Source organism: Paenibacillus sp. GP183 (assembly GCF_900104695.1).
In the GTDB taxonomy this organism is placed as follows: Bacteria; Bacillota; Bacilli; order Paenibacillales; family NBRC-103111; genus Paenibacillus_AI.
The window spans coordinates 873,854-887,374 of record NZ_FNSW01000001.1; the positions used below are offsets into that span (position 1 = coordinate 873,854).

The following is a 13,521-nucleotide window of genomic DNA, read 5'->3' on the forward strand; positions in this document are numbered from 1 at the left end:
CCACAAGTCATTCACAGTTGATATATAAATTGAGGATTGATGACCATCAGAAGCTGATCTTTCAGTTTAACTACTTCACTAACGTATTCATGAAGTGAATGGTTCATATTTGCAGGCGACGGCTCGCAATTATCTTCTTCAATATCCAAAACCGATCCGGCGCGGTCAATTAATAAACCAACGTAATCGGGTTCATCAGGCGTATTTTTCAGAATGATACATGTCGGGCTGCCGCTGTCATTCAATTGGGGATGGTTCATCAGTTTGGCAAGATTAAATAGAGTGACGATTTGGCCTCTCATATTCATTAAGCCGACTATATACTCCGGAGCGTCTGGAATCGGCGTATATTCAGCATGGCGGCCAATTTCCTTTACCAGCTTAATATCAAGGCCATAGAGACTACCGCATAGATAAAAGGTCAGGACCTTTCCTCTCATATGGCCTTCCTCCTGGTTTGCAATACGTTCTGGAGCTGTTCCAAGAGCCGATATTTATCTAGTTTAGCTACAAAGTCATCGAAACCAGCATCCATATTGTCCTGCAAATATTGATTAGTGGCTATAGTTGTTAGAGCGATAACAGGTATAACCTTCAGCCGTTTATCACTCCGGATTCTTTTTACAAGTTCAAATCCATCCATGATGGGCATCTGCGTATCGCAAAGCACCGCATCGATCTGCTCCTCTTGCAAAATCCTCCAGGCTTCCTTGCCGTTTGCCGCTTTCAATATGGAATAGTTTGCCGATATTAAATAATTTTCAATTGTTTTCGTATAAAATGGTGTATCCTCTACGAGTAAAACTGTTTTTTCAGGTTTTTTCTTACTTTCTTTCCACGGATAATGTTCCGGAACTGCCATTTCAAACAGCTCGTACATATTAATTAGCTGAACCAACCTGTTGTTCAAAATCGTTGATCCGATCAACCCTTTGGCTTTTATCTCTTCACTGGTGAATTGAATACTCGTCACAATCGTATCGTGAACTTGTTCGATAAGAATCCCAATGGGTTGCTTGGCAATTTTGGGTATGATGATATAAAGCTTTTGCTTGTTATTTTCAACTGAGTTGATGGGGAGGTATTGCTCTGGCCGAATAATCCTAAGCGCATCGCCCCTGAACTGGATATATTCCTTTTGACCTATTTGTTCAATTTGGCTGGAATCGATTTTCTCCACTCTAACGACAAATGAAAGATCCACACAAAGAATTTCAGGACCGGAACAGCTGAAAAGAAGCAAATTTTGCTGTTCATCGATTTTTTCTGTCGCAATCACAGATTCAAGAGCTGTTTCTTCATGGAACCGGAGTTTGACTTTCTCGGCAATGCCCTCCGGATCCAAAATCATAGCGGATTTACCGTCTCCCATAATCGTCACCCCGAAATAGCAGGAGGATTGATGAAAGAAACGCGGCAACGATTTTACTAGTATTTCTTCTCTGTCATGAATAATATCAACCGCCAAACCAAATCGTTTAGAGCCGGTTTTTAACACCAATACGCGGTAAACTTCACTTAATTTGTCAAAAGAATCGCTTCTTATGCCAAGGACATCCGCGAGATGTACGATGGGAAGCAGTTTCCCTCTTAGGCGAAGCACCCATGAATCGCGAATCTTTTCGAGCTTTCTAGTGGGATCATTTTGTTTAATACGCAGCATTTCCTGGAGATTGACTTGCGGGAGTGCAAATTTGTTACCTTCCACCTCCACTACAAGCGAGGGAATAATGGCTAAGGTCAGGGGGAGAGTCAAGCGGAAAGTGGATCCCTTCCCTGGTATGGTCATGATTTCTACATATCCGCCAATCTTCTCAATGTTCGTCTTGACCACATCCATACCAATTCCTCTGCCTGAGATGTTCGTCAACTCATTGGCAGTTGAAAAACCGGGATGGAAAAGAAATTTCATCAGTTCTCTATCGCTCATTTCGGAGGCTTCGGCCGATGTAAGAAGACCTCTTTGAATAGCTTTCTTTTCAATTTTATCGACTTGAATCCCTGCTCCGTCATCCGTCACATCAATCGTAACATGATCGCCTTCGTGATATGCTTTGAGCATGATGATTCCGGTTTGTGATTTCCCGAGCTTTTCCCGCATATGCTGCTCTTCGATCCCATGATCAATCGCATTTCTAACCAGATGGTTAAGAGGATCCGTCAGAGCTTCAATCAAAGACTTATCGAGCTCAACTTCTGTTCCTTCCATGTACAATTCAATTTCCTTGCCGAGTTCCTTAGACAGCTCCCTAATGATTCGCGGGAATTTATTAAACACTTTCGACACAGGCTGCATTCGTGTCTGCATGATCTTCTCCTGCAGCTCTGTGGTTGTGGTGTCTATATGCTGAAGAACGGAATTTAAATTCGGGATCGTTTTACGGTACGATTGCAATATCCGGAGCATCTGGTTTCTGACAAGAACCATTTCACCAGCCATATCCAGCAGATCGTTGAGCAGAGATACTTGCACGCGGAGCGTATCATCCGTATGAACCTTTTGCAGTTTCTTCACTTCTTTAAGGATGGGGAGATTACTAGCAGGAAGTACCTCTGGCTTTACTTCCTTGACTTCTATGATTTCATTTATTTCTCTGATGTCCAGTTCCTTCTCTGCTGCTTCTTGATCATCCGGATGATCTGATAATTCTGACAGCATTGAGGCAATATCCTGATCATCGCTGGTTTCTACATCCATAATCATCGCTTTCAAAAGATCGCTTGCGCGCAGCAAGCGATCTATTAATTTTCCATGAACAGGCGCCTGATTATGTTTCATCTCACCCAGTCTCGATTCCATAATATGGGCTAATGCTACAACGTTTTTGAGCGAGAAGAAACCTGCTGTTCCTTTGATGCTATGTACAGCCCGAAAAATGGTATCCATGATTTTCGGGTCCATACTGCCTTCTCCGATTTGAACCAATCCCATCTCCAAACTGTCCAGATGGCCGATGGATTCTTCAACAAAGTCTGTGATGAATTCACGATTTTGCAAAATGTTCACCTCTTATATTTGAAACTGCTGTACTAGAATCCCCATCTCTTTCGCCATCTCAGCCAATTCTTTGGCAGTTTTTGCCGTTTCTTCAGCCCCTGAGAAAGAATCCGTAGATGTTTGAACGATCTCATTGACATTGTTCGAGATTTCAATAGCTTTGTTTGAAATCTCCGTGCTCGATTGAGCAACCAAGTTGATCTGTACAGAAGCAGCTTCTGTCTTTACTGCGACGTCTGAGGCTATTATAGATAAATTCGAGGTGGTATGGGCTATTTCCAGAACGCCTTTTGAAGATTCCGAAACACCGCTTGATACCTGAACGGAATTGGCCGCAATTTCGCTGATTTCCCGGCTGATCAAATTCACTTCGATCGCTGCAGTTGCAACTGCAGTAGAAATTTCACTTGTACTGGAAGACTGCTCGGTAACAGCAGAGGCAATGTTGTTTGAAATCGATGTAATTTCCGTAACAACATCGGCAATGGTATCCACTGCTAACACGGCACTGGTCATGTTTTGCTGCATAGCTTCAATTTGCTGGCTGATTTCATCTGTCGCCTCAGCCGTTTGCTTGGCCAGTTCTTTGACCTCATTAGCTACAACGGCAAATCCCCGCCCTGCTTCTCCGGCTCCGGCTGCTTCAATGGCGGCATTCAACGCAAGCATATTAGTTTGCTCCGCTATTTCATTAATGACATTAACAATTTTGCCGATTTGTTTGGAGGAAAAATTAAGCTTCTCGATAATCTCTTTTGTATCATTCGCTCTTCTTTCTGCATTATGGGTAATATGCATCGAGCGCTCGCAGTTTCTGCTGATTTCATTAAGCGACAGATTGATTTCCTTGACGGCTGTGGCTACGTTGTTTACGGAAAACGAGACGTCTTGCGAGGAGCGGGAAACCGTATGGATACTGCTTGAAATTTGATCTACCATGTGGCTAACCTCTTCCGAGCTTGACGAAACCTGTTGCGAAGCCGCTGCCAGAGTCCCCATGCTGGCGGACATGCCTTCAATCGCTTGAAAAATGCTTTTCATATTTTCGTTCGTACTCAAAGTACCGGCTGCCGTATCGGAGATTCGAACCGTAATCTGTTCCACTGCACCGCTGACAATGCCTGTTTTACGATTCATTTCATCAATTTCTTGATGATAATCGGTCATATCATTGGAAATTTTGATCAGATCGTTAGATGAATGATTCAGTCTCATCGCCGCTTGATAGATATCTGTTATCATTTTCCTGAAGCTGTCCGCCAACTGATTAAACGAATGGGCTATGGACTGCATCTCATCGCGTCCTGGCAGTTCCACTTTGGCCGTAAGATCGCCATTTGCCAATAATCCCGTAGAGATCTTTATTTTTTTGATCGTTTCTCGAATGGAATAAGCAACAGCCAAGAACAGATAGGTGGAGAGCGCAACCCCGATTAAAGTGCCAAAGATCGACAATTGTTGACGTTGTTGGTAGTAATCGACTCTAGCTTTAATGATTTTACTCAGCTCAGGTGTACTTAAGTCATAAACTTGGTAAGCCGTATCGTAGGCCAAGGATGCAGAATCAAGGAAAGAAACGGCTTTCGTGATGTCGCCGGAGTCAAGAATTAAATTGTTTATGTTTTTGTAATACTCGGTTGTGGTGGTAGTTAACTTGCTTAAAGCCGTATTTAAGGCCGGGTTAATGCCGGAATTCTTATTGTAAGCAACGCTTATACCGGTATTCATGGCATCCATATTGACTTTCATTTCGGCAGAGAGCGTAAGGAGATTGTTCTTCTCCTCAAGGCTTAGCACTCCCTTCGTCTTTACATTATTAATGATCGATTGGCTATGGGATATGGCATCCGTTATGGAAGGCAATTTACCTATGACCGCGTCCATTATGTAATAGCTATCGAGAGCTTGATCCAATATTAAATTGGAAGCATCCCCGACATCAGAGTTCAGTGATATCAATTTGGCCAAAATCAACGTTAGCCGATCGAATTTCTCTTGAGGCTGCAGATTGGCTTCGACATTTTTGTAGTTTCGCCATTCTTGTTTTAAATTTTGCCATTTATCCGTGCTATTCATATCTTTCCCTAACTTTTGAACGACGGCATCAACCTTTTGAATGTTTTGCTCGACTCTATCGTTTATTGCATTGGTCTGTTTTTTCATCGAGGCATCCCCATTGTCAAGCACATAGGTTACCGTTCGATATCTTTGAATTTCTTCCATTAACCCCCGGATAGGAACGATATGTTCAATACCTTTAATTTCTTTGCTGTTAAAATCGATCGAGCGATTTAATTCTGAATTCAGAAGGTACATGATAACACCAATAGAAGAGATCAGAATTAATCCAACTAAGATAATTTTTTTGAGATACGTCATTCGGTTAAGAAAGTATAGAGCTGGTTTATATACAATATGTCTCACGAAATGCACTCTCCCAATTTTCATTATTACGACATCATTATATAAAATTCGATAAATAATGTATACTTCCTTTTTAAGTGATAATATTTGACATAAGGTATAACGTATACTTTATTTTGAAGGAGACGAAGCTGCGTATGATGCATGAATATAAATCGAATTATCCAGATGCTAGAGTAGTCATCATCGACGATCAAAAGACGATAACCATGCTATTGTCTAAATTTCTAAAAAATGCTGGATATAGTTTCATTACAAGTGTGAATGAACCATTGCAAGCCTTCAAGGTTTGTCAGGAAGTCATTCCTGATGTCATCTTTTTAGATATTAATATGCCATTTTTAAGCGGTTTTGATTTGCTGGAGTTATTTCAAAATGACACGCAGCTAGCTCAGATTCCGGTCATTGTATTAACCTCTGATCAGGAACAAGAGACTAAATATAAAGCATTGACGCACGGAGCAATTGATTTTTTACCCAAACCATTCGAAGAGCCAGAATTTCTAGTTCGTCTCAATAATGCGCTTGAAATTTACTATAAGCGAAAAGAGCTGGAAAATAAGCTCAATGAGCTTCAGCTTGCCATGAATGAAATTAACAGCTTAAACAACCTTCTGCAAGTCCGCAATGATTTTATTAAAGAAGCGTTCGGACGATATGTTTCGGATGAATTTGTTAATGAACTGTTTGAAAACCCCGACTCGTTGGCATTGGGCGGTGAAAAAAGATGGTTGACTGTGATGATGACCGATATCAGAGGTTTTTCATCCTTTTCTGAGGAATTAGCGCCTGAAGACGTTGTATCGATGATCAATCACTATTTGGAAAAGATGATTGATCTCATCATGAAGCACAAAGGAACGGTGATAGAAATACTTGGGGATGGCATGTTGGTCTTGTTTGGAGCACCGATTAAAATAGAAGATCATGCCGCTAAGGCGGTAGCCTGTGCCATTGAGATGCAGCAATCCATGGATGAGATCAATATGTGGAATAGACAAATGGATTTACCTGAATTGGAAATGGGGATCGGCATACATACGGGCTATGTTGTTGTTGGCAACATTGGATCCATGAAACGAACCAAATATTGCGTAGTCGGGCGAAATGTGAATTTGACCGCAAGAATTGAGTCTTTTACAACTGGCGGGCAAATCCTCATTTCTGAAGCCACGAAGGAACAGGTAAATGAATCGATTGATATCGCCAAGGAAATGGAAATACATCCAAAGGGAGAAAAAAATCAGATGACTGTTTATGATGTGGCAGGGATTCGTGAGCCTTATTTTCTATCCATAAATAAAGAAATTGAGCTGCTTATTCAGTTACCGGAAGAGATCTCAGTAGAGATAAGTCTGCTTGAAGAGAAAAAATACACGGGAACTCTTTTTCACGGCAGTATTACGAAGCTATCGAGAAAATCAGCAACCATCTTTATCGATAAAGATCTTCCTGTGATGAGTAATTTGAAGATGAGCCTTTTTCACGAAGATTTTTTCCATGGTAAAGTCGTAGAGCTGGTTCAAGGTATGACAGGATATTATGTCGTAAAATTCACATGGTTACCGCTCAAGGTAAGAGAGTACTTTATGAAATCTATTGGGCATGACCATTGATTTTGATGTATCCATGACTTTATTATCAATACGTTATTTACGTCCAGGTGGAGATACATTGATGATCTCTAATCCTGAACTGGTAGCCGACGCATGTGATGAATCCCGCTTTGACAAAAGTGCAGGCGGAGATCTCGCCAAGGTCCGCGCATTTGCGTACTTGACTTGCTGGATAAATACGAAGCCTGCCAGCTGCCATTCGAACGTTTTATTCAAATACTTCCTGAACTTCCTCAGGTTGCAGGTGTTTAATGCTTGGAAAAAACAAATAGCGTTCGAAGGGAGAGGGGACGACTTTCATCGTCCCCTCTCCCTTGTTCGCCTTACTCATTCCTAGCTCACTTTTAAAATTGTGAAACAAGCTTACTCCTTTAAGGTTGACCAGCTTTCATATTCATGAACGGCGTATCCGGTAAATACAGATTTGCTTGAAAAGGCTTGAACTACTGCAGATAATTCACTTTGCATTTGTGAATTTCCTTTTGTATAAAAACTGCTGTGCGGTTCGTTATTATTGAAGGTTTCTACTCCAATGACGACTGGCGTGCCTGCTTTTTCAGCTTCATCCATCTCATTCGAAACAGATTTGATGATATCAATGGCGTTATCGAGGTAGGCCATCAGGGAGACTTGATCCAGCTTCTGAATCATCCAATTCGAAAGCGTAGTTTTGCCGCCGTATCCGTCCTGTATGCTAACCTTATTCAGCCACACCGGCAAATCCGCTCCGACAGTTAAATGTGTATCCGCTCTAACCTGCTGGACGAAACCGCTAACCAAGTCCCTCCAAAGTCCTATTGTCGTATCCGGGTCACTTCGCCATTGGGGAAGCACATAAGGCTCTACATCGAGATGGATGCCGTTAAAACGTTCAGTGGGCTTGACGCTATTGTTATAGGTGTTCACCCAATCGATGAAATGGTACAGCTTTCCGCTTTGTTCAGGGAGCACCCAGCTCGGGTCTCCGCTTAGGGCATGAACATCAATGCCGCGACTGGCAGCTTCACTTATAAAGGTACTATAAATCCCGGCAGGTATATCTTCATCAATTTGCAAATATAAAAGATTGACACCTTTGTGTGCTAGAAAATCAAGCGTTTTGTCTTTTTCCTTCCAAATCGAGTATGTATTCCAGAGCCAAGTGGCGACGATTCGCTTACCTTCAGCATACGCCTTATTCGTGATTCCAGTATGTGCCGGAAGGAACATTAAGGATTGTACAACAATAAGAAGTACAACGATTGCTTTTGCAGCAAGGCTAATGGTTGATTTTTTCATCAGTCTCCCCTTTAAAGAATGTATTTGTTGATTACTTCAGTTCATTATAAGTAATGGATTAAACTTTATAAAGAACAGTAAGCTGTTGAATAAGTTTGGAAATGGCAGAATTATGGGGATTTCGCGCATTATTTGTCGACTAAGTAAACATTTCGATATTTTTATTTATTTGAAAATATGTTATGCTCAATAGTTTCCTTTAAAAAGAACAGTGAAATGTTATTCAGTTCGTCATCACAAGAGTTTCGACATGTAATACTCATCTATGTATGTTCCGTTTACAAAAAGAGAATTCCTTTTTGTTCCTTCGATTTCAAATCCTGCTTTTTTATAGAGGGAGATTGCCCTTTCATTATGATTCATAACCGTTAATTCAAGACGGTGTATCTTATGTTGAACCGACCATTCCTGTAATTTCTCAAACAATTTTGTTCCAATTCCTAGTCCCGAAAATTGTTTCAAAACTCCAATAACAAGGTATGCAGAATGCTTATTTCTAATTGCACTGCCGCCAATAACCACCAGATATCCAACTAATTTATCAACATTTTCCGCAATGAAAATCGTAGAATTTTCTTCCAGTTGCATAGATTCAATTCTTTTAAACTGTTGTTCAAGTGTAATTTTTCTTTCATCAGGCTCGAAGAGCATAAACTCAGATTCCTTTTCAACCTGTTTTACAAGATTAATAAAATTTGAAGCATCATCTTTGGTAATTTCCCTGATGTTCATCTAATCTCTCCCTGATTATTCAAGTTTCTAGAAAAGCTATTCAAAACAAAAAAGGCGGCTGAATTATTCAGAAGCCTTTAAAATATCAATATGAATTTCGTTTTAGAAATTTTCCAGTATCTTTTCGATAACATTTGTTTCGTTAATTGATTTGTCGCTGCACAGCATCTTACATTTCTTCTCGGACAGGAATTTTCTGGCGAGCTCTTTATCCTTAATAATGTACTTAAGCGAATGATTATCCGATTCTGGCAAATAAGTGGCCATTTTGTAGGCATTATACTCTGCTGATGTGATCTCTCTGTTAAGGTCTCTGACTACTAATTCAGATTCTTTAAAACCCGTCATGATGAGTAATGACGTATCTTCGTTATACCCTTTTTCCGGTTGATCTCCAGACATATAATAACATTTTACCATTAGCTAAATCCTCCTTATGTATACCTTATTTTTGAGATGCTTGGAAAAGAATATAATCGACCCTCTTATCTTCGACGTGCTGCACTTCCAAACGAGTTTGCGTATATAAACTGCTCACTTGCTTCATCGAGTGCTTGAAGAACGTCATCGGAGAGGACGAGGTCTACTGCTTTCATGTTCTCATCGATTTGCGCTTCACGGGTGGCACCGGCGATGACCGTGGATACTGCAGGCTGATGCATTAACCAAGCCAGCGAAAGAGCAGTCGCCGATGTGCCTGTCTCAGCCGCAATTTTAGCCACTCGATCACCTAATTCCAACCGATCAGTGTCCATCCGTTGTGCAAAATTCGGGTTTTTCTCCAGCAGCGATCCGCTTGGAATGGAACCTCCGGAATATTTACCTGTCAGGATGCCTCCTGCGAGTGGAAAATAAGGAATCAGACCTATTCCTTGGTCCAAGCAGAAGGGAACGAGCTCCCTTTCCACACCGCGATCAGCCAGCGAGTACCCCGGTTGAACAGAAACAAACTGAACAAACCCTTGACTCTTACTAATAGCCAGTGACTTCATCATTTGCCAGGATGAATAGTTCGAGGCTCCCACATACCGCACTTTACCGGATGTAACGAGATCGTCCAAAGCACGGAGCGTCTCTTCAAGCGGAGTATTGGGATCAAACCTATGGATTTGATACAGATCTATGTAGTCGGTCCGTAAACGGCGCAGACTCGCTTCAAGTTCCCGCATAATATGCTGTCGTGAGGAACCGCCCTCGTTTGGACCTTCTCCACGCTTTAGGCCTACTTTTGTCGCAAGAATCACATCTTGACGCCGACCTTCAAACGCCTCACCGATAATTTCTTCTGATTTCGTACCTGTGTAAACATTCGCAGTGTCAATGAACGTGATCCCACTCTCAACAGCATGGTGCAGAACTCGAATTGATGTATCTTTATCTGCACGACCACCGAATGCATTCGTACCCAATCCCAAAACCGAAACTTGCAATCCGCTGTTTCCCAAATTACGATATCTCATACTCATTTCCTCCTGAATCTAGTTTTTTGAAATAGTATACCACATATCTGGAATGCATAAACTCCTGATTTCAATTGTCCTATGGGTACACAAAAAATTGATTCGTTCTACCGATGAACGCAATTATTAAATGTGATTTAATAGTAGAGGAAAGCCAGGCTTGTTTCATCATATAAAAATATATTCGAGGAGTGGATACCAAATGTCAAAATCACATTCGGACCAATTGCCGCAGATGAATGTAGATCTTATTACGATGCAGCAGCAGCAGGCATTACAGCGATATATGGATCGAACTGATGAACGAGAAAAAATCGCACTCGAGCTCCGATCCAAAAGTCCACTGGAAGTCGATACTCAGGAACGCGCCTCTTTTCGGCAATCCATCATTAATCCTCTGGACGGTATGGCTTTTGAACGAATCATCGGGAATAACGATCTGTTTCCAATCTCCTATCTGGAAGCCGGTTTACGTGCAGGTAAAGCGGTCTGTCGAATCGAAGTGCGGGATCGCATAGGAAGGGTCCTTGGTCATGGTACCGGATTTCTTGTTTCTCCCAGCCTGCTGCTAACCAACAACCATGTTTTGGAGAACGAAGACGCTGCTCTGTTCAGTCTGGCCCAATTTAATTATGAGCTTGATCTCGACTTGAGGGAACGCCAGGCTGTGAACTTTCGTTTTGAACCCGGCCGATTTTTTATGACCGACACCAAGCTGGATTTTACATTGGTCGCGTTGGAGGTGCAATCCACGGATAGAAGACCACTAAGCGAATTCGGATTTTTGCCGCTGCTAAGGCCATCGGGAAAGGCGCTGATAGGTGAATGTGTATCCATCATCCAGCACCCGGGAGGATCACCTAAAGCCGTAACCATCCGAGAAAATAAAATAACAGATGTTGTGGACGATTTCATCCAATATTCGGCGGATACGATGGAAGGCTCGTCAGGATCGCCTGTGTTTAATGACGAATGGATTCTTGTTGCACTTCATCATGCAAGCGTACCTGATCCTAAAGGCAGCGGTCAATTTATTTCCAACGAAGGCATCCGTATCAGCAGTATTATTGAATTTGTCCGGGGCCGGCAGTTCGGGCTTACGGATGATCGAAAAATGCTTCTCGACGCCATGATCAAGCAGTGGCAAATCATTGAGAATCAGACTGAAACGATGCAAGTGGAAGAATTAAGCATCGATAGCTATAATGGCTTAACCGGATATGATCCAGCCTTCCTCGGTGAAACATACACAGTTCCCCACCCAATGTTTCCAACCAATAAGGAACAAGATCTGGCTCCCCTTAGCAGCGGCGGCACTATTTTACACTATACCCACTTTTCCATCGTGATGAGTAAATCCCGCAGGCTTGCCTACTACACTGTCGTAAATATCGACGGCAATCAATTAATCGATGTGCCGCGCGCTAATGACAAATGGTATTTCGATCCTCGTATTGAGAGCCGCTACCAATGCGGTCCTGAACTGTACAGCGGTAACTCGCTGGATCGGGGTCATCTGGTGCGAAGACGCGATCCGGATTGGGGAGATAAGGCTGAGGAGGCCAATCGAAATACTTTCCATTTCACGAACTGTTCTCCTCAACATGCTTATTTGAATCAAAAAACGTGGTTGGAGCTTGAAAATTATATATTGGATCACGCGCAAAACGATAAACTTAAGGTTACTGTATTTACCGGACCCGTGTTTCGGACGGATGACATGGTTTATCGCGATGTTCAAATCCCTGCCGAATTCTGGAAGGTAGTCGTGATGGTGAAAGAAGACGGTAAACTGTCCGCTACCGCCTACCTTCAGACGCAGAAGAACCTGATCGACAACCTGGAATTTGCGTATGGAGCCTACAAAACATATCAGGTGCCCATCACCCACATCGAAGAATTGACTAGCCTGAAATTTGGTGAACTGCGAAATCACGATCCTATTGACTCCCTGACCGTTCATGTTGTTGAGATAGCTCGCGATATTGTGGTTTGATGAACATTTTGGCCGCGGCGCGACTTACAGCTGTAAGTCGGTTAACATTCGCCAATTCAGGGAATACTCCCCATAAACTAAACTTGATAAGGGGCATGTTATTGGGATGAACATCGGGCATTCAAACAGACTCTCCTGCGTCAGTGAATATCATTCTTTGAAAAAAGTACTATTGTGCGAACCCCAGCATATGACGATCAGTGAAATCATCAATGAAACCCAAAGGTATTACCACAAGGAAAATATTAATACAGAGTTGGCGGTCAAGCAACATGGCGATTTTGTCCAAGCCTTGCGCGACCAAGGGATTGAGTCGATCCTGCTTCCGCACGCAGAAGAGTATCCAGAGCAAGTGTTTACCCGGGACATAGGATTCACAATCGGACAACAGCTGTTCGTATCGCATATGGGGATGGGAATCAGACAGGGTGAAGATAATATCTTAATAAAATGGTTGAAGGATCATGCCTACCCCTTTCATAACTTGCAGCAGGACAGTATCGAAGGCGGAGACGTCATGATTGACTTCAATACCGTATTTATCGGTGTCAGCGGGCGGACTTCAAAAATTGCAGTGAAACGTGTAAGAGAACTGCTTCCGGACTATACAGTGATACCGATTGCGATCGAACGTTCCTACCTTCATCTGGACTGTGTGTTTAACCTATTATCGCCTTCTGAGGCGCTTGTTTACTCGCCTGCCCTCCATCAAGGTGATCTAAAAATGCTATCAGCTCGTTATGAGCTAATTGATGTCACTAAATCCGAACAATTTACAATGGGAACCAACGTGCTCTCCATCGGCGGAAAGCGAGTGTTTAGTTTGCCTTTGAACAGAGAAGTTAACCGTCAACTGCGCGAAAGAGGATTCGAAGTCATCGAAACGGATATATCGGAAATCATCAAATCGGGGGGATCGTTCCGCTGCTGTACATTGCCGATTGTAAGAGAAGAGGCTTAAATAAATTTCATAATATCAAAAAGACATACTGCACTGCCTGCAGCATGTCTTTTCGC

11 protein-coding genes are annotated in these 13,521 nt (G+C 42.3%); 4 read left to right on the forward strand and 7 right to left on the reverse strand.

The genetic code is table 11. The features are described 5' to 3' along the window. Positions 1 to 11 precede the first annotated feature (11 nt). From BLV33_RS04330 to BLV33_RS29190, 3 genes are read right to left on the reverse strand one after another with little or no spacing between them, the layout of a single operon-like run. Positions 12 to 440, reverse strand: coding sequence for a chemotaxis protein CheW (locus BLV33_RS04330; protein WP_090788611.1), 429 nt, complete (start codon positions 438 to 440; stop codon positions 12 to 14). Next, positions 437 to 2,998 (reverse strand): hybrid sensor histidine kinase/response regulator, encoded by a 2,562-nt coding sequence (locus BLV33_RS04335; protein ID WP_171909006.1) that lies wholly within the window; start codon positions 2,996 to 2,998, stop codon positions 437 to 439. The genes BLV33_RS04330 and BLV33_RS04335 overlap by 4 nt, the downstream gene beginning before the upstream one ends. 12 nt (positions 2,999 to 3,010) lie before the next feature. Then, positions 3,011 to 5,422 (reverse strand): methyl-accepting chemotaxis protein, encoded by a 2,412-nt coding sequence (locus BLV33_RS29190; RefSeq protein WP_171909007.1) that lies wholly within the window; start codon positions 5,420 to 5,422, stop codon positions 3,011 to 3,013. Positions 5,423 to 5,559: 137 nt separating this feature from the next. Between BLV33_RS29190 and BLV33_RS04345 the strand changes: the two genes are divergently transcribed. After that, positions 5,560 to 7,038, forward strand: coding sequence for an adenylate/guanylate cyclase domain-containing protein (locus BLV33_RS04345; RefSeq protein WP_090788616.1), 1,479 nt, complete (start codon positions 5,560 to 5,562; stop codon positions 7,036 to 7,038). Positions 7,039 to 7,099: 61 nt separating this feature from the next. After that, the gene (locus BLV33_RS30390) at positions 7,100 to 7,375 is read left to right on the forward strand and encodes a hypothetical protein (protein ID WP_090788619.1); all 276 of its coding nucleotides are present in this window, start codon (positions 7,100 to 7,102) and stop codon (positions 7,373 to 7,375) included. 26 nt (positions 7,376 to 7,401) lie between these two features. On the opposite strand, the gene BLV33_RS04355 is transcribed toward BLV33_RS30390, so the two are convergent. The 4 genes from BLV33_RS04355 to BLV33_RS04370 all read right to left on the reverse strand — a co-directional run bounded on the left by BLV33_RS04355 (position 7,402) and on the right by BLV33_RS04370 (position 10,508). Further along, entirely contained in the window at positions 7,402 to 8,316 is a 915-nt protein-coding gene (locus BLV33_RS04355) for a hypothetical protein (protein WP_090788621.1), read from the reverse strand. A 234-nt stretch (positions 8,317 to 8,550) separates the two neighbouring features. Further along, positions 8,551 to 9,048, reverse strand: coding sequence for a GNAT family N-acetyltransferase (locus tag BLV33_RS04360; protein ID WP_090788623.1), 498 nt, complete (start codon positions 9,046 to 9,048; stop codon positions 8,551 to 8,553). A 102-nt stretch (positions 9,049 to 9,150) separates the two neighbouring features. Beyond that, positions 9,151 to 9,468: a hypothetical protein gene (locus BLV33_RS04365; protein ID WP_090788625.1), complete on the reverse strand. Its 318-nt coding sequence runs from the start codon at positions 9,466 to 9,468 to the stop codon at positions 9,151 to 9,153. A 65-nt stretch (positions 9,469 to 9,533) separates the two neighbouring features. After that, the gene (locus tag BLV33_RS04370) at positions 9,534 to 10,508 is read right to left on the reverse strand and encodes an aldo/keto reductase (RefSeq protein WP_090788627.1); all 975 of its coding nucleotides are present in this window, start codon (positions 10,506 to 10,508) and stop codon (positions 9,534 to 9,536) included. Between the two features lie 202 nt (positions 10,509 to 10,710). Here BLV33_RS04370 and BLV33_RS04375 point away from each other — a divergent pair, with 202 nt between their 5' ends. Together BLV33_RS04375 and BLV33_RS04380 are read left to right on the forward strand one after the other, a co-directional pair. Beyond that, the gene (locus BLV33_RS04375; protein WP_090788628.1) at positions 10,711 to 12,504 is read left to right on the forward strand and encodes a DNA/RNA non-specific endonuclease; all 1,794 of its coding nucleotides are present in this window, start codon (positions 10,711 to 10,713) and stop codon (positions 12,502 to 12,504) included. Between the two features lie 106 nt (positions 12,505 to 12,610). Then, positions 12,611 to 13,465 (forward strand): dimethylarginine dimethylaminohydrolase family protein, encoded by an 855-nt coding sequence (locus tag BLV33_RS04380; protein WP_090788630.1) that lies wholly within the window; start codon positions 12,611 to 12,613, stop codon positions 13,463 to 13,465. Positions 13,466 to 13,521 lie beyond the last annotated feature (56 nt).

Coding starts and splice junctions, on each gene's coding strand:
- BLV33_RS04330 (WP_090788611.1), bottom strand. CDS start 440: ATGAGAGGAAAGGTCCTGACCTTTTATCTATGCGGTAGTCTCTATGGC.
- BLV33_RS04345 (WP_090788616.1), top strand. CDS start 5,560: ATGATGCATGAATATAAATCGAATTATCCAGATGCTAGAGTAGTCATC.
- BLV33_RS30390 (WP_090788619.1), top strand. CDS start 7,100: ATGATCTCTAATCCTGAACTGGTAGCCGACGCATGTGATGAATCCCGC.
- BLV33_RS04355 (WP_090788621.1), bottom strand. CDS start 8,316: ATGAAAAAATCAACCATTAGCCTTGCTGCAAAAGCAATCGTTGTACTT.
- BLV33_RS04360 (WP_090788623.1), bottom strand. CDS start 9,048: ATGAACATCAGGGAAATTACCAAAGATGATGCTTCAAATTTTATTAAT.
- BLV33_RS04365 (WP_090788625.1), bottom strand. CDS start 9,468: ATGGTAAAATGTTATTATATGTCTGGAGATCAACCGGAAAAAGGGTAT.
- BLV33_RS04370 (WP_090788627.1), bottom strand. CDS start 10,508: ATGAGATATCGTAATTTGGGAAACAGCGGATTGCAAGTTTCGGTTTTG.
- BLV33_RS04375 (WP_090788628.1), top strand. CDS start 10,711: ATGTCAAAATCACATTCGGACCAATTGCCGCAGATGAATGTAGATCTT.
- BLV33_RS04380 (WP_090788630.1), top strand. CDS start 12,611: ATGAACATCGGGCATTCAAACAGACTCTCCTGCGTCAGTGAATATCAT.